Origin of the sequence: Prosthecobacter sp., from assembly GCF_034366625.1 — a bacterium.
Classification (GTDB): domain Bacteria; phylum Verrucomicrobiota; class Verrucomicrobiia; order Verrucomicrobiales; family Verrucomicrobiaceae; genus Prosthecobacter.
On the sequence record NZ_JAXMIH010000023.1, the window covers coordinates 599880 to 616028 of the forward strand.

The 16149-nt window shown below is 61.3% G+C and carries 14 protein-coding genes; all 14 read left to right on the plus strand.

Going from position 1 to position 16149, the window contains the following annotated elements; all coding sequences use genetic code 11:
* Positions 1 to 14 precede the first annotated feature (14 nt).
* The 14 genes from U1A53_RS23000 (at position 15) to U1A53_RS23065 (ending at position 16108) form a co-directional block, all read left to right on the plus strand.
* Positions 15 to 362, plus strand: coding sequence for a hypothetical protein (locus U1A53_RS23000; RefSeq protein ID WP_322284210.1), 348 nt, complete (start codon positions 15 to 17; stop codon positions 360 to 362).
* Complete coding sequence (locus tag U1A53_RS23005) at positions 359 to 838, plus strand: periplasmic heavy metal sensor (RefSeq protein WP_322284211.1); 480 nt, start codon at positions 359 to 361, stop codon at positions 836 to 838. The genes U1A53_RS23000 and U1A53_RS23005 overlap by 4 nt, the downstream gene beginning before the upstream one ends.
* Complete coding sequence (locus U1A53_RS23010; protein WP_322284212.1) at positions 838 to 1407, plus strand: sigma-70 family RNA polymerase sigma factor; 570 nt, start codon at positions 838 to 840, stop codon at positions 1405 to 1407. The genes U1A53_RS23005 and U1A53_RS23010 overlap by 1 nt, the downstream gene beginning before the upstream one ends.
* A 115-nt stretch (positions 1408 to 1522) precedes the next feature.
* Positions 1523 to 1828, plus strand: coding sequence for a hypothetical protein (locus U1A53_RS23015; RefSeq protein WP_322284213.1), 306 nt, complete (start codon positions 1523 to 1525; stop codon positions 1826 to 1828).
* 79 nt (positions 1829 to 1907) lie between these two features.
* A complete protein-coding gene (locus U1A53_RS23020; RefSeq protein ID WP_322284214.1) occupies positions 1908 to 2285 on the plus strand; it encodes a hypothetical protein in 378 nt (125 codons plus the stop codon).
* Positions 2286 to 2364: 79 nt separating this feature from the next.
* Positions 2365 to 2547, plus strand: a complete 183-nt coding sequence (locus tag U1A53_RS23025) for a hypothetical protein (RefSeq protein ID WP_322284215.1) — start codon at positions 2365 to 2367, stop codon at positions 2545 to 2547.
* Between the two features lie 139 nt (positions 2548 to 2686).
* Positions 2687 to 2920, plus strand: a complete 234-nt coding sequence (locus tag U1A53_RS23030; protein ID WP_322284216.1) for a hypothetical protein — start codon at positions 2687 to 2689, stop codon at positions 2918 to 2920.
* Positions 2921 to 2972: 52 nt separating this feature from the next.
* A complete protein-coding gene (locus U1A53_RS23035) occupies positions 2973 to 4346 on the plus strand; it encodes a TolC family protein (protein ID WP_322284217.1) in 1374 nt (457 codons plus the stop codon).
* A gap of 4 nt (positions 4347 to 4350) precedes the next feature.
* On the plus strand, positions 4351 to 5844 hold the full coding sequence (locus tag U1A53_RS23040) for an efflux RND transporter periplasmic adaptor subunit (protein ID WP_322284218.1): 1494 nt from the start codon (positions 4351 to 4353) through the stop codon (positions 5842 to 5844).
* A gap of 3 nt (positions 5845 to 5847) precedes the next feature.
* Positions 5848 to 9516, plus strand: coding sequence for an efflux RND transporter permease subunit (locus U1A53_RS23045; RefSeq protein ID WP_322284219.1), 3669 nt, complete (start codon positions 5848 to 5850; stop codon positions 9514 to 9516).
* A gap of 15 nt (positions 9517 to 9531) precedes the next feature.
* Entirely contained in the window at positions 9532 to 10638 is a 1107-nt protein-coding gene (locus tag U1A53_RS23050; RefSeq protein ID WP_322284220.1) for a hypothetical protein, read from the plus strand.
* Complete coding sequence (locus U1A53_RS23055) at positions 10635 to 13379, plus strand: cation-translocating P-type ATPase (RefSeq protein ID WP_322284221.1); 2745 nt, start codon at positions 10635 to 10637, stop codon at positions 13377 to 13379. The genes U1A53_RS23050 and U1A53_RS23055 overlap by 4 nt, the downstream gene beginning before the upstream one ends.
* A 220-nt stretch (positions 13380 to 13599) precedes the next feature.
* The gene (locus tag U1A53_RS23060) at positions 13600 to 13737 is read left to right on the plus strand and encodes a hypothetical protein (RefSeq protein ID WP_322284223.1); all 138 of its coding nucleotides are present in this window, start codon (positions 13600 to 13602) and stop codon (positions 13735 to 13737) included.
* A gap of 82 nt (positions 13738 to 13819) precedes the next feature.
* Positions 13820 to 16108 (plus strand): multicopper oxidase domain-containing protein, encoded by a 2289-nt coding sequence (locus U1A53_RS23065; protein ID WP_322284224.1) that lies wholly within the window; start codon positions 13820 to 13822, stop codon positions 16106 to 16108.
* The last annotated feature ends 41 nt before the right edge of the window (positions 16109 to 16149 follow it).

Here is a 16149-nt window from a genome sequence, read left to right on the forward strand (position 1 = left end):
AAACCAGTCTCACGATGAAATCGTCTTCCAACACCCCTGTCATGAATGATGATGAACTCCACCGTGTGCTCCGCCAGACGCCTGCGCAGATCAAACTGCCGGACTCTTTCGGGCGTGAAGTCTGGTCCCGCATCGAGGTGGAGGCATCCCTCACTTTCCGCGCCTGCATCAGCCGGCTTGCGCAGTCGCTGTTTGCCACGCTGGCACGCCCGCTGCCTGCTGCGCTGACGATTGCTGCCAGCATCGCCTTGGGTGCATTGCTGGGTGGATGGGGACAGGTGGAGAATGCGGAAGCCGCTGAAATGGCCTATGTCGAGTCCATTCACCCGCTGCTGCAGAGCATCGAGGAGAATATGCCATGAGACGCGGGCAGTTCATCCTGGTCATCGCCCTGGCTCTTGGTGTGTGCATGTTCTTCTGCTCGCACTATTGGCTGCGTGAGCAGCCGGTTTCGAATGCGATGCCGCAGGAGCGTGAAAGCCTGCTGCCGGAACTGGAGTGGTTGCGACAGCGATTGCGGCTCGACGAGGCGCAGTTTGAGAAGGTGAAGGCGCTTCATCTGGCTTATCGGCCCAAATGCCAGGAGCTGTGCATGCGCGCCCAAGAGGCGGAAGCCGCGCTGAGGGCGGTGATGCGCGATCCGCAGAAGGATCCATCGGCAGCGCTTAAAACCCGTGCCGAACTCCAGGTCGAATGCCAGCAGGCCATGCTGGCGCATGTGCGGCAGACCGCCGCCTGCATGACGCCGGAGCAGGCGAAGCATTATCTCGACACCCTGCTGCCCCATGTGCTGGGCCTCAGGCTCCCGCGTGACAGCGAATCTTCCCGTTCCCGCTGATGCCCGAGGCTCCTCCCGACGCCGACATCCTCGCCATGCAGCGCCTCGCTGCCGGGGACGATCTGGCCTTGAACGAGATCATGAACCGCTGGCGGGACAAGGTGGCCGCCTTCCTGAAACGCATGACCGGTGATCCTGACACCGCCGTGGATCTGGCGCAGGAGACCTTCGTGCGCCTTTACCAGCACTGTGGCTCCTACTCGCCCAGCGCGGCCTTTCCCACCTACCTGTTCCGCATCGCCGCCAATCTCGCCCGCAATCATCAGCGCTGGCGTCGCAGTCATCCGACCGTGGCTCTTGAGGACGAAGAACGAGCCGGGAGCGAAACGCCCGACCACCAGTCTTCTCCCGATGCGAACATGGACAATGGCGAGCGTCTGCATGCCATCGAAGCCGCCATCGCGGCGCTGCCGCCGGATCTGCGCGAGGCCATGCTGCTCTTCACCTATGAGGACCTGAGCTATGCGCAGATTGCCGAGGCGGCCCATTGCGGCAGCAAGGCGGTGGAGACGCGCATCTACCGCGCGCGGCAGATCCTCAAGAGCGTGCTAAAGGATTTCGACGCCTGAGCCGATCTTGCGGCGGTGAAGGCTGTTCTTGGCCCTTTCAAGGGTTTGCACCGCCGGTGGTGTTTGTCGCAGTGAAGGCAGATCGACTGCCGCAAGCTCAAACCAAACACACATCATGAAAACGAAACTCATCCGCTCCCTGTTCCTCGGCCTCGCCGCAGTCGCCCTTGTCTCCTGTCAGGCTCCGTCCTCGACTCCCACCAGCGCCGTGAGCTGCAACAAATGCGGCACCGTCTATTTCAAATCCCCCGCCTCCTCGTCAGCTCCTGGCGGCAAAGGCTTCGTCACCCTGCGTCCTGCCAGCAGCATGGACTGCGCAGACTGCGAAAACAAGGTCGTCGCCTGGTTGAAGACCGGCAGCCTCACCCGGCACACCTGCAAGACCTGCGGCGGCACGCTGAATCATTGCACGCAGCACTAGTCGTGTGACCGAATCCCCTTGGGCCGCCTGCGCTTGCAGATGCGGGCGGCCCTTCCCTCACAACCAAGGCACTAACACCATGAACATCCTGACCAAACTCTGCGGCTTTGCTCTCTTCGTCACCCTCTGGATGCCATCCACGGCTGCGGCACGTCGGCCCATTGGCATCGCCATGGCCGGTGTTATCCAAAGCGTCGATCATTCCACCCGATGGATCGTTTTCGCGCAGGATGGCGGCCCAGTGCGCCGCTTCGTCTATTCGGAATGGGCCAAGTTCAGGCACGGTCACATTGACATCTCGCCTGCTCACTTGAAGGCCGGTATGCGTGTTCAACTTAGCCACCACAACCCGCTGTTCGGTCCGGATTACGTCAGCCAGATCATGCTGCTTAATCCACCGCGTGAGGATGACGGGGAAGGCAGCAGCACCACGCCGCTTCCGTCGCATAACGGGTAGTGAATGTGCGAACCCAATTTTTTCAACAAAGAGAAACAGAAAGAAAGACAAAGGTAAGAAATTGAAACACACCAACATCATGAAAACGACACTGAAATCCACCTTGGCCGCGCTGAGCGTTGCCCTCCTCGTGAGCTTCACCAGCTCCGGCTGTAAGAGTTCCCATCCTGGTTCCGGGACAGGAACGCACAACATGGGAGTTGGCCCCAAAGCCAGTTCCCCGATGGACGATGAAGACATGCCCGGTCGTCCGCTGAGATGACGCGCCAACCCAAAGCAGGGTTATACCCCATTGCCACCATCCGTTCCCGTCGGGCACCAGTGCTGAAAGAACGACAACCAGAGGACTTCCCGAAGCCGAAGTATCTCTGCCAATGCAACAACATGCCATCATCCACACCATGAAAGCCATTCCCATACTCCTCCTCTGCCTCGGTCTCTCTTCCTGCGGCAAAACATCGAATGCCGGTTCCTACCCGCTCACCACCTGCGTCGTCTCCGGTGAAAAACTCGACAGCATGGGAGAACCCCATGTCTTCATGCATGAGGGCACCGAAGTTCGCCTGTGCTGCAAATCGTGCCTGGATGACTTTAACAAAGAGCCCGCCAAATACATGGCGAAGCTGAAACCATGACCTATCAATGGCCTTGAAGGAAGATGGTGATGCCCCATGGCATTGACTCGATATGATGAAATCTCCCACACATGGCCGGGCGTCGGTGCGAGTTGCTCGCATCGTTCTGGCAGCGGCCTGTGGCTTTTCAGCCGCCTGTGTTGGCATCAAAACGCCGGGCGAGCGTGATTCAAGGGAGCGGGTGCAGAAGGTGCTGAGCAAGTATCGCCCGGCAGATGCCGCGCCGAGTCTGCCAGCGCTGCGTGGCGGTGGTTCGCCGGAGACGTTTGTTCGTCACGCCATCTACAAGCATCCGCAGGTCGAGGCGGCGTATTACGAATGGCTGGCGTCGGTGGAGAAGATCACCCGCGAGCGTTCGCTGCCTGATCCACGGCTGACTTTCCAGGCAGACATCACGAAGGTCATCATGGCATTGATGCCGGGGCTGATGATGGATTTCCCAGGACCGGGCAAGCTGCGCGCGGCGGCGAATGCGGCCACGGCGGAGAGCGGGATGAAGTATTTCCAGTTTGAAACAGCGGTGCTGCAAGTCGCCTATGGCTTCAAGAAGGCGTGGTATGAGCTGCGACTGGTGGATGAGCGCATCCGCGTGAACCAGGAGATGGTGACGCTGCTGCAAGACCTCGAAAAGCTCGCGCAATCGCGCACGGAGGTGGGCAAGGGCACGTTGCAGGATCTGCTGCGCACGCAGATGGAGAAAGAGCGGCTGCAAACCGAGCTGACCAATCTGCGCGACTCGCGACAGTGGTTCGTGACGCAGTTCAAGGCCGCGCTTGGACTCGGCGCGGGTGATCCGACCCCGCCGCTGCCTCGGGCGCTGCAATCGTCACCGCTTTCCACCAGTGGCGACCGGGTTCTCGCAACGGCGCTGGCGCGAAATCCGCGCCTGAAGGCCATGGAGGCCGATGTGCGACGCGCGGAGGCCGCCATCACGCAGGCGCAGCGCACACGCATCCCTGATTTCGCGCTGGGAGTGATGGCCGATGTCAAGGCGTCTCCCGTGATGGTGCGGCCATTGGGTGGCATGACGCTGCCCATCTGGCGCGACAAGATCGCGGCAGAGATCACAGGCGCACGCCATCTGGAAGGCGCATCGAAAGCCCGCCTCTCCAATGAACGTCTCGCGCTGACCGTGGAGGTGGCGATGAAGAGCTACCAGTATCGCGAAAGCACCCGGCTGCTGGCGCTGCTGCAAAACAGCCTGCTGCCGAAGGCGAAGCAATCGCTGGATGTGGCGCGTTCGGGCTATTCCACTGGCGGAACGGATTTCATCAACTTGATCGACGCGCAACGCACGCTGCTGGAGTTCCGCCTGGCCGAGGTCGAGGCACGCATCAAGCGCGAGCTGGCGCTGGCCGATCTGTCACTGCAAGTCATGGGCGTGCCGCCCTCGGGCGCTCCTTTTCTCGATCCATCCAGGAGGTAACATCATGTCCGCTTCATCCATCCATCGCATCCTGCTCGCCAGCATCGCGGCGGCTCTCGTGTTTGTCAGCTTGAGCTGCGATGATGCCGGAACGCCTGCTCCTGCCGGTCAGGTCTGGACCTGTTCCATGCATCCGCAGGTGAGGCTGCCAAAGTCGGGTAAGTGCCCAATATGCGAGATGCCGCTGATCCTCACCAAAGCCACGGCAGCAACACCGAAGAAAGAAGGCCAGGCGAGCCCGGAGCCGGAGGCCATGCTCACGCTTTCCGAACACGCCCGCGCCATGGCGAGCGTGGAAACCGTGCCCGTGCAGCGCCGCCAGATCACGCATGAAATCCGCGCGGTCGGCAAGGTGCAGTACAACGAGTCTGCGCTCGCCGTGATCAACAGCCGCGTCGAGGGCTACATCGAAAAGCTCTATGTGGACTTCACCGGCGTGCAGGTGAAGAAGGGCGATCATCTGGTGGAGATCTACAGCCCTGACCTCGTCCTCGCGCAGAAGGAACTGCTCGTCGGTCTCGAAGGTCCGGCAAACAACGCATTGATTGAGGCGTCAAAATTGAAACTGCTGCGCTGGGGCCTCACGCAGGAGCAGGTGGATGATCTAGTGCAGAAGCGCAAAGTCAGCGAGCGCGTCACCTTGTTCTCGCCCATCAACGGCACCGTCACCGAGCGCATGGCCGTGCAGCAGGCCATGGTGAAAAGCGGCGAGATGCTCTACAAGCTGGCGAATCTGGAGTCCCTGTGGGTCTATCTCGACATCTACGAGTCCGAGCTGGGCTGGGTGCAGCAGGGGCAGGATGTGACGATCCAGGCGGAGGCTTATCCCAGTGAATCGTTCACCGGACGCATCTGGTTCATCAATCCCGTGCTGACCGAAGAAAGCCGCACGGTGAAGGTGCTCGTGAACATCGCCAACACCGATCAAAAGCTGAAGCCCGGCATGTTTGTCAGCGCCATGATTCGTGTGCGGGTGCTGGCGGATGGCAAAGCCGCGCCCACCGGCCTCGGCGGCCAGTTCACCTGCCAGATGCATCCGCAGATTCTACAGGCTCAGGCCGGTGCTTGTCCGCGCTGTGGCATGGCACTGACGGTGATCCCCGGTGGCAAAACCAAGTCCACCGATGCCGAGCTGAACGTGCTCGCCGTGCCCATCGCCGCCGTGCTCGACAGCGGCACGCGCAAGCTCGTGTATGTGGAGCATGCGCAAGGCCAGTTCATGCCGATGGAGGTGAAGCTCGGCCCGCGTGCGGGTGATTATTACTCCGTGCTCGCCGGTTTGAAGGAGGGCGAGAAGGTGGCGGTGCGCGGCAATTTTCTGCTCGACAGCCAGTTTCAAATTCAGGGACTACCCAGCTTGTTTTACGCGAAAGGCCAGGCTCCCGCCGCAGGCCATCAACACGGTGCCCCCCCTGAGTCGAAGCCCGCCGTCGCACCTGCCGCAGCGACAGGCCATGAAGGCCATGCCTCGCCGAAACCTGTCGAGCACAAGCACTAAGCCATGACCACCGCTCTCATTCGCTGGTGCCTGAAGAACGGCTTCCTGGTCGTTCTTTTCATGCTCGCCCTGCTCGGCGGCGGCTACTACGCGGTGCAAAACATGCCGGTGGATGCCATCCCCGACATCGGCGAGAAACAGGTCATCGTCTTTGCCGACTGGCCCGGTCGTTCACCGCAGGACGTGGACAATCAGGTCACCTACCCGCTCACCACGAGCCTCACCGGCACGCCCGGCGTGAAGACCATCCGCAGCATGTCGGGCTTCGGCTTCTCGATGGTCTTCGTCATCTTCAAAGACGACGTGGACTACTACTGGGCGCGTTCAAGAGTGCTGGAGCGCATGAACGTGGCTCAGCAGCGGCTGCCGAAGGAAGTGGTGCCCGTGCTGGGCCCCGATGCCACGGCACTCGGCCAGGTCTATTGGTACACCGTCGAGGGCGAGGGCTTCGATCTCGCCGAGCTGCGCAGCATCCAGGACTGGTATTTGCGCTATCAGCTCAATGCCGTCGAAGGCGTGAGCGAGGTGGCGAGCATCGGCGGTTTCGTGAAGCAGTATCAGATCGACGTGCATCCTGACAAGCTGCGCGCGCAACGCGTGACGTTGTTTGACGTGTATGAGGCCGTGCGAAAGGCCAACATCGACGTTGGCGCGAAGGTGCTGGAGAAAAACGGCCTGGAGTTCTTCATCCGTGGCGTCGGCTTCATCAAATCGACGGAGGACTTGGAGAAAGTCGTCATCCGTCAGGAGCAGGGCACGCCGATCCAGATCAAGCACGTCGCCACCGTGACGCTCGGCCCGGATTTCCGGCGCGGTGCTCTCGACAAGGGCGGTGTCGAGGCCGTGGGCGGCGTGGTGCTGATGCGCTACGGCGAAAACCCGCAGCACGTCGTCGAAAAGGTCAAAGCGCAAATCAAGCAGCTTGAAGCCGGCCTGCCGCAGAAGACGCTCGCTGACGGTCGCATCTCAAAGGTGCGCGTCGTGCCGTTCTACGACCGCACGGACATCGTCAACGAGACTATCGACACGCTCAAAAGCGCGCTCAGCGAGGAGGCGCTGATGGCTGGCATCGTCATTCTCATTTTCCTGCTGCATCTGCGCAGCACGGCGGCGGTGCTCGTCACCCTGCCGCTGTCCGTCTGTCTATGCTTCATCCTCATGTTCGCCTTCGGTGTGGACTCCAACATCATGTCGCTCGCCGGTCTCGCCATCGCCATCGGGGATGTGGCGGACATGGGCATCATCATGACGGAGAACATCTACCGGCACATCGCCACCGGTGATCCGAAGAAGAGTCACTTCCAGAAGGTTTATGACGGCGCGACGGAGGTCGGCGGCGCGATTGTCACCGCTGTCTCGAACACCATTGTCTCCTTCATCCCGGTGTTCTTTCTCCTCGGCCAGGAGGGCAAGCTGTTCCGTCCTCTCGCATTCACCAAGACCTTCGCCATCGGTGCCAGCGTCATCCTCGCGCTCACCGTTGTGCCGCTCATCTGCTACTTCCTGTTTCAACCGGTGAAGTGGTCGCGCCGCACCGTGTGGAAGATCGCTCTCAGCATGGGCATCGCCTCCGTGTTTGCCACGCACGCCATATTCATGTGGGCGCTGGCGGGCTCGCATTACAGCGGCTGGCCCATGTCCATCGTCGTCGGCGTCATCGTCGTGCTGGCCGTGGTGCGCATGACGCGTGAGCGCTTCTTGCCGATGGAGGAAAATCCAGTCTCTCACAAAATCTCACGCGTCTATGTCCCGGCGCTGCGCTGGGTGCTGGATAACAAGAAGACCTTCATGATCGCCCCGGTGGTGATCTTCTTTGTCGGCATGAGCATCTGGCTCGGCATCGGCGTGACCTTGAAGCCCGTCGAGTGGATCGCCAACCTCGGCGCGGATGAGCCACGCGTGCAATTGGGCGAGCTGCGCTGGCAAAAAATCCGCCATGGCGACGAACCGCCCACCCGCCGCATGCTCTGGCGCAAACAAAGCGAGACCGATGCGCACAACGAGACCAAGGGCGGGCTCACCGTCGTTTCGGAAACTCGCATCGTGCCCGGCATCGGGCGCGAGTTCATGCCGCCGCTGGATGAAGGATCGTTCCTCTACATGCCCTCGCTGCTGCCGCAGGGCGGACTCGGCCCCGCCATCGAGGTGAATGCGAAGCAGGACATGGCCATCGCCACCGTGCCCGAAGTGGAAAGCGTCGTGGGCAAGCTCGGTCGTGCTGAGACCGCGCTCGACCCCGCGCCCATCGGCATGATGGAGAGCATCATCATCCTGAAGCCCGAGGACGAGTGGCGTCAGTTACCCGTGAAACGGTGGTTTTCCGACTGGCCTGCGTGGCTCAAGACGCCGCTCGCCTGGATCGCACCGGAGCATCGTCAGATCACGAAAAACGAGATCCTCACCGAGTTGCAGGAGAAGACCGCCATCCCCGGCGTGCTGCCGACTTTTCTTCAACCGATTCAAACGCGCCTGATCATGCTCCAGACCGGCTTCCGCGCCATGATGGGCGTGAAGATCTACGGCGGCGACCTCCGTGAGATCGAGCGCATCGGCCTGCAAATCGAATCTCTACTCAAGGAAGTGCCCGGTGCCACTGACATCATCGCCGACCGCATCGTCGGGAAGCCTTATCTCGAATTCCACATCGACCGCGACCGCATCGCCCGTTACGGCGTCAACATCCGCGACGTGCAGGATGTCATCGAAGTCGCCATCGGCGGCATGAACCTCATGGAGTCTGTCGAGGGCCGCGAACGCTATCCCATCCGCGTGCGCTATCTGCGCGAGTTCCGTGAGGACATCCCCGAGCTGGAGAAAATCCTCGTCCCCACCAGCAGCGGCGCGCAGATCCCGCTCGCGCAGGTTGTCACCATCAAGAGCGTGCTCGGACCGCAGGAGATCAAGGGCGAGCGCGGCCTGCTCGTCGGTTACGTCACCATGAACACGCGCGACCGCGATGAAGTCAGCGTTGTGGAAGATGCTGAGAAGCTCTTGCAGGCCGCCTTGAAGGACGGACGCCTCAAACTCCCCGCCGGTTACTACTGGGAGTGGAGCGGCCAGTTTGAGAACCAGGTGCGCGCCACCAAGCGCATGCAGATTCTCGTCCCCATCTGCATCGCCATCATGTTCGTGTCGCTCTATCTCGGCTTCCGGCGCAAATGGATCGCGCCGGTCATTTTCCTTGATGTCATCGTCTCGCTGGCCGCAGGCTTTCTGCTGCTGCCGCTGTGGGACGCGAATCTCTCCGTCGCCGTGTGGGTGGGCTTTCTCGTGCTGCTCGGCGTGGTGGATGATGACAGCGTCGTGCTCTCCACCTACCTGGAGGACATCTTCGACAGCAAGGAGATGCAAAGCATCGCCGACATTCGCGAGTCCGTGGTCCAGGCCGGTTTGAAGCGCATCCGCGCCAACCTCATGACCATCGCCACCACCGTCTTCGGCCTGATGCCCGTCTTTTGGACGACCGGTCGCGGCTCCGACATCATGCAACCCATCGCCCTGCCCTCCCTCGGCGGCATGGCAGTGAGCCTCGTCACCATGTTCATCGTGCCCTGCCTGTTCTCCGCCGTCGAGGAATGGAAATGGAAACGGGCTCAAGCCAACCCGCCCCTCAAAACTCAAACCGACAAAAGTGCAGCCGATGATTCACCAGAGGCGCTCCTCCTAACGTGAATTTGTGAACCGAAAATGATGAATCCACACCCTGAACCAGACACCGCGAGTTTCCCTTTGCGATTGCAGCGCCTCGGGGTGGTGATGGAGCCGGAGCCGGGCAATCCCCTGGAGGTGGAAGGCGTGTTGAACCCGGCATCGGCGCGTGGTCGCGACGGGCAGCTCTATCTCTTTCCTCGGTTGGTGGCGCGGGGGAATTACTCGCGCATTGGCATTGCGCGCGTGTGCTTCAACGAGGCAGGCGACCCGGTGGGCGTGGAGCGACTCGGCATCGCGCTGGAGCCGCAGGCTGATTACGAACTGCGGCCCGATGGCGGCGGTTGCGAAGATCCGCGCATCACATTCATCGAGCCACTGGATCGTTATGTGATGACTTACACGGCACTTTCATCTCGGGGGCCACGCATCGCGCTGGCCATGTCGGAAGATTTGTTTCACTGGGACCGGCTGGGGCTGGCAATCTTCATGCCGTATGAGGGTGTGGACTTCAATGATGTTGCCAACAAAGATGCCTTGCTCTTTCCCGTCGCCATCCCCGATCCTGACGGACGGCCCTCCATGGCACTGATCCATCGTCCGCTCTTCCCCGGCACCGGACCTGATGAAAAGCTGCACTGCCGGTTTCCCCGCGTGATGGACATCCTGCGGGAGAGCATCTGGATTTCCTATCACTCGTTGGTGGATGAGGTGTGCGACAAACACCATCACCTTTGCCACTTTGATTCGCACCGGCGGCTGGCGTGTCCGACGGCAGCTTGGGAGCAGTTGAAAATCGGCGGCGGCACTCCGCCGATGCTGACTCCGCACGGATGGCTGTTCCTCTATCATGGCGTGTGTGAGGCATTGAACAAGCTCTCGGGGTGCGAGCTGAGTTACTCTGCGGGGCTGCTCGTGCTGGATGAGAAACAGCCTCATCAAATCCGTTATCGCTCGCCCGAGCCGATCCTGACACCAGAGCTGCCCAAAGAGCGCGAGGGCATCGTGCCCAATGTCGTTTTTCCGACCGCGATTGACCGGCGTGACGACCTCGGTTTGCCGGGCCGCTTCGATGTTTACTACGGCATGGCCGATAAACGCATCGGCGTTGCGCGGCTGGACTTGCCAGAACACCTGCCGAAATGACCAAGCCACCCGCCATCGCCGCACAACCACCGACCAAAGCCTGGCACAGCCAGTCCGCCGAAGAAGTGCTGACACAACTCGGCTCCGCAGCAACTGGCCTCTCGGCGCAGGAAGCCGCACAGCGTCTCGCCGCCAACGGGCCGAACGAGCTGAAGGAAGGGAAGCGCATCAGCCCGTGGCAGATTTTCCTCGGGCAGTTCAAGAGCCTCATCGTGTGGATTCTCATCGTCGCGGGCCTCATCTCCGGCGTGCTCGGTGAGGTGGTCGATGCCATCGCCATTCTCGCCATCGTGGTGCTGAACGCAGTCATCGGGTTTTATCAGGAGCACAGCGCGGAGAAATCCATCGCCGCGCTCAAGAAGATGGCCGCGCCGCAGGCAAAGGTGTGGCGCGATGGCGCGATCAAGGCCGTGCCTGCGGCGGAGATCGTGACGGGGGACGTTCTTGAACTCGAAGCGGGCGATCTTGTCGCCGCCGATGCGCGCCTGCTGACCGCCGCGTCCTTCAAATGCGCGGAGTCGGCGCTCACTGGGGAATCCGAAGCCGTCGAGAAACACGCCGCCACGCTCGACAAGGAAGATGTGCCGCTGGGCGACCGCGAGAACATGATCTTCATGGGCACCAGCGTGGCCGCAGGCAGCGGGCGGGCACTGGTCGTCGCCACGGCGATGCAGACCGAGATCGGGGGCATCGCGGGCCTGCTTGCAGAAGCCGGGGCGGATGAAGACACGCCGCTTCAGCAAAAGCTCACCTCGTTTGGCCGCATCCTGGTGTGGGCTTCGCTCGGCATCGTCGCGCTGTTGTTTGTGCTCGGGCTTCTGCGTGGCATGCCTTTCCTCGAACTCTTCATGACGGCGGTCAGCCTCGCCGTGGCGGCGGTTCCAGAAGGTCTGCCGACTGTTGTCACCATCGCGCTCGCGATGGGCGTGATGCGCATGTCACGCCGCCGTGCGCTGGTGCGCAGGCTGCCTGCGGTCGAAACGCTCGGCTCGACGAATGTGATCTGCACCGACAAAACCGGCACGCTCACCGTCGGCGAGATGACCGTGCGCGTGCTTTACGTCGCCGGACAAACCTTTGAGATCACCGGTGAAGGCTACGGGCCTGATGGCGAAGTGCGCGTGGATGGCAAAGCCGCCGATGAACGCCAGACGAAACTCCTGCGCGAACTCGCGAACAACCTCCTCGGCTGCAACAATACGCATCTTGCACTCGAAAATGGCCAGTGGAAGGTCATCGGCGATCCCACCGAAGGCGCGATGCTTTCCGCCGGACACAAGGCTGGCGTCACCGAGGAGCAGATCGAACACGAGATGCCGAAGCGGCACGAGATTCCCTTCGATTCCGACCGCAAACGCCAAACGGTCATCCGTTTGATGCCCGATGGCCGTCACCGCGCCTTCATCAATGGCGCGCCCGATCTGCTCTTGCAGCATTGCACTCACATCCTCACCACCGAGGGCATTCGTCCGCTCACGGACGCGGATCGTGCCGAAATCGCCGCCCAAAACACTGCGCTGGCCGCCCAGGCGCTGCGGGTGCTCGGCTCCGCACAGCGCGATCTCGACGCCGCCTCGCCAGAACATCTCAAGGCGGAGGAGGTGGAGTGCGATCTCGTCTTTGTCGGCCTCACCGGCATGTATGACCCGCCACGCACCGAGGCGAAGGAGGCCATCGCCAAATGCCGCAGCGCCGGCATCCGCGTGGTGATGATCACCGGCGATCATCCACACACGGCGGCGGCCATCGCCCGCGAGCTTGGCATCACCACCGACGACGCCGTGGCCTTGTCCGGCGCGGAGCTTGATCAGCTCAGCGAGGACGAACTGCATCAACGCGTCACCCAGGTGGCCGTTTATGCCCGCGTCACCGCCGCGCACAAACTGCGCATCGTGCGCGCCTGGAAAGCCAGCGGAGCCGTCGTGGCGATGACCGGCGACGGCGTGAACGACGCGCCGGCCATCAAAGGCGCCGACATCGGCATCGCCATGGGCCGCAGCGGCACGGAGGTCACCAAACAGGCCTCCGACATGATCGTCACCGACGACAACTTCGCCAGCATCGTCGCGGCCGTGGAGGAAGGCCGCGGCATTTACGACAACATCCGCAAGACGCTGCAATATCTCCTCGCTGGCAACTGCGGCGAGCTGCTGCTCATGACTGCGGCCATTATCATGGGGCTGCCCATGCCACTGCTCGCCCTCCATCTGCTCTGGATCAATCTCGTCACCGACGGCCTGCCCGCGCTCTGCCTCGCCACCGATCCCATCGACGCCGATGTCATGAAACAGCCGCCACGTTCGCGGAACGAGCGCATCACCGACGGTGGCTTCCTCGGCACGATGTTCCTCACCGGCCTGCTCACCGCCGGTGTGTCACTGGCCGTCTATCTTTACGCCTTGAAGCACGAAAGCCTGGAAATGGCCCGCACCCACGCCTTCGCCGCGCTGGTCTTTGCCGAGCTGCTGCGTGCCTTCGGTGCCCGCAGCGAGACACGTCCGCTCTGGCGCATGAATCATCTCTCCAACCTCAACCTCCTCCTCGTTGTCTCGATTTCATTCAGCATCCAGGTCTGGAGCCATCACAACGCCCTGCTTGCCGGGTTCCTGAAGACCTCCCTCATGCCCTTCTCCGACTGCCTCATGCTGCTCAGCATTTCCGTCATCCCGCTGCTGGTTTTAGAACTGGTGAAAGTCCTGCGGAACGCGCGACGGCAAAACGAAGGAGTCATCGAGAATTGATGTAGCTCCGAAACACGAACACGAATACCAACACAGGATTGTTGGCCAACAGGGCTCACCCTCCTGATGCATGGCACAGCGCGCAATCCATGGGCCGTCTGGATTGGGGTGAACACCCCATGGCACTCCCGCTGTTTCCCAGTTAATTTTTTTACTCTGGAGATTATTTTTGCCGGCACCGCAAACTGCCGGAAAGCCAAACCTCAAACCTCAAACGGCCATGACAAAACTCATCACCATCACCCTTGCTGCCTTCACACTCATCGCAGTGAGCGGTTGCACCACCCGCAATAAAGCTCCTGCGGGTCAGAGCCAGTCCATGCCCGGCATGTCTGCCGCAGAGCACGCCAAGATGTAGAAAGAGGAACCATGCTCCCCTCAATGCGGAATCCCTTGGCGGTGCCGTCGTGAGACCTATTCACCTCAAACCACTGCCATTCATGCATCACCGGCCCATGCCCGCTCTCGTGTGGGTCGTCCTTCTGTCCGCAACCTCGGCATTATGGGCGAGGACCGTGAACTATGATCTCACCCTCTCGGCGATCACGGTGAACTATGGCGGCAAAGAGCGCCCGGCCATGGCCATCAACGGCAGCCTGCCAGGCCCGACGCTGCGCTTCACCGAGGGCGATGATGCGGTCATCCGCGTGAAGAACGACCTCAAAGAAGACAGTTCTATACACTGGCACGGAATCCTGCTGCCTAACGATCAGGACGGCGTGCCGCATGTGAACATGGCTCCGATCACACCCGGCGAGACGCGCGAGTTCCGTTTCCGCCTACGGCATGGCGGCACGTTTTGGTATCACTCTCACAGCGGGTTGCAGGAGCAGCTTGGCATTTATGGCAGCATTGTCATCACGCCCAAAGGCGGCGAGCGGATCAAGACGGACCGTGATCTCGTGGTGGTGCTCTCCGACTGGACCAACGAAAGCCCATACGACGTGCTGGCGCAGCTCCGTGCGGGCCGCGAGTGGCAGCAGATCAAGAAAGGCACAGCGCAGAGCATCGTCGGTGCCATCCAGCACGACGCTCTGCCAGACATGGTGAAGCGCTCCATGAAACGGATGCCACCAATGGACTTTTCCGACGTGGGCTATGACGCCTTTCTCGTCAATGGCAAAACCGCGGCCGAGTTTCCCGCACAACCGGGCGAGACGGTGCGCCTGCGTTTGATCAATGCCAGCGCCGCGAGCTACTATCATCTCGAATATGCAGGCGGGCCGATGAAGATCATTGCCGCCGATGGCACCGATGTTCAGCCCGTGGCGACCGGGCGTTTCCTTTTTGCCATCGCTGAAACCTACGACCTGCTGGTGAAGGTGCCGCAACGTGGCGGAGCCTGGGAACTGCGCGCCACCGCCCAGGATGGCACCGGCCACAGCAGCTTGTTCATCGGCCAGGGCGAGCGGCACGCCGCACCTGATGTGCCGAAGCCCAATGTCTATAAGCCGATGGCTGGAATGGGTGACATGGGTGGTATGAGCGGCATGTCTGATAAGACAGGCAAAGATAACATGAAGGGCATGGATCACAGCGGCATGGCAGGCATGGGCGAGGGTGACATGGCTGCTCCCGAACCCGCAATGGATCACAGCACGATGGCAGGCATGAAAGGCATGTCGCCACCCACGCCCACGAAGAAACCTGACGCCATGGCCGACATGAAAGGCATGGACCACAGCACCATGCCGATGCCCGCCGAGAAGCATAGCAGTGCCACCATGAAAGCCATGCCGCCGATGGCTGGAATGCAGGGCATGGACGACCCAGAGCGCCCCGGCAGCCCGTATGAAAAACTGCGTGCCCTGCGGTCCACCGTGATCTCTGACTCACGCCCGCTGCGCGAATACACCTTCCGCCTTCAGGGCGACATGATCCGCTTTGTCTGGACGCTCGATGGCAAGACCTTCTCTGAGGCGGACATGATCAACGTGCGCCAAGGCGACAAGGTGCGCTTCACCTTCATCAATGATTCGATGATGCACCATCCCATGCACCTGCACGGGCACTTCTTCCGCCTTGTCACCAGCGCCGGAAACCTCTCGCCCATGAAGCACACGATTGATGTGCCGCCCATGACCAGCCATACCATCGAGTTCGCCGCTGATGAGCCGGGCGACTGGATGATGCACTGCCATGTCCTCTATCACCTCGCCATCGGCATGGCCCGCGTCGTCCACTACGAGGATGCCCCGCCGAATCCGCATCTCATGACGGGTGCCATGATGACGGAACACGATCCGAAGCTCCTCTTTGCCGAAGGCATCCTGCTTTCCAACATGACCGAAGGCACCGTCTCCTGGGAAAACAATCGCAACGGCCTCATGGCTCATTGGCAATCGCGTCTCGGCAACGGCAGCGACACCGACTACGAGGTCGGCCTCGACTACGACCGCTTTATCAACAGCAACCTCAGCGCCTTCGCCAGCTATGAGTGGAGCAACGGCATCAACGACAACCGCGGCATGTTCGGCGCGCGCTACCTGTTGCCCTTCCTGATTCAATCCCAGGCATCCTTGGACACGGACGGCGACTTCCGTTTCACCGTCAGCAAAGTCTTCCCCATCACCGCCCGCCTTTCACTCTTTGGCCGCGCTCAATACGACACCAAAGCGCAGTGGGAGGCCAGCGCAGGAGTCGCCTATTTCCTGCACAAGAACCTCTCCGTCGTCGGCCAGTATCACAATCAGTATGGCTGGGGCGCGGGCGTCGGCTTTCGCTTCTAACCGGAAAGGCAGGGTTTCACCCCATGGTGAAGGACGGGTGC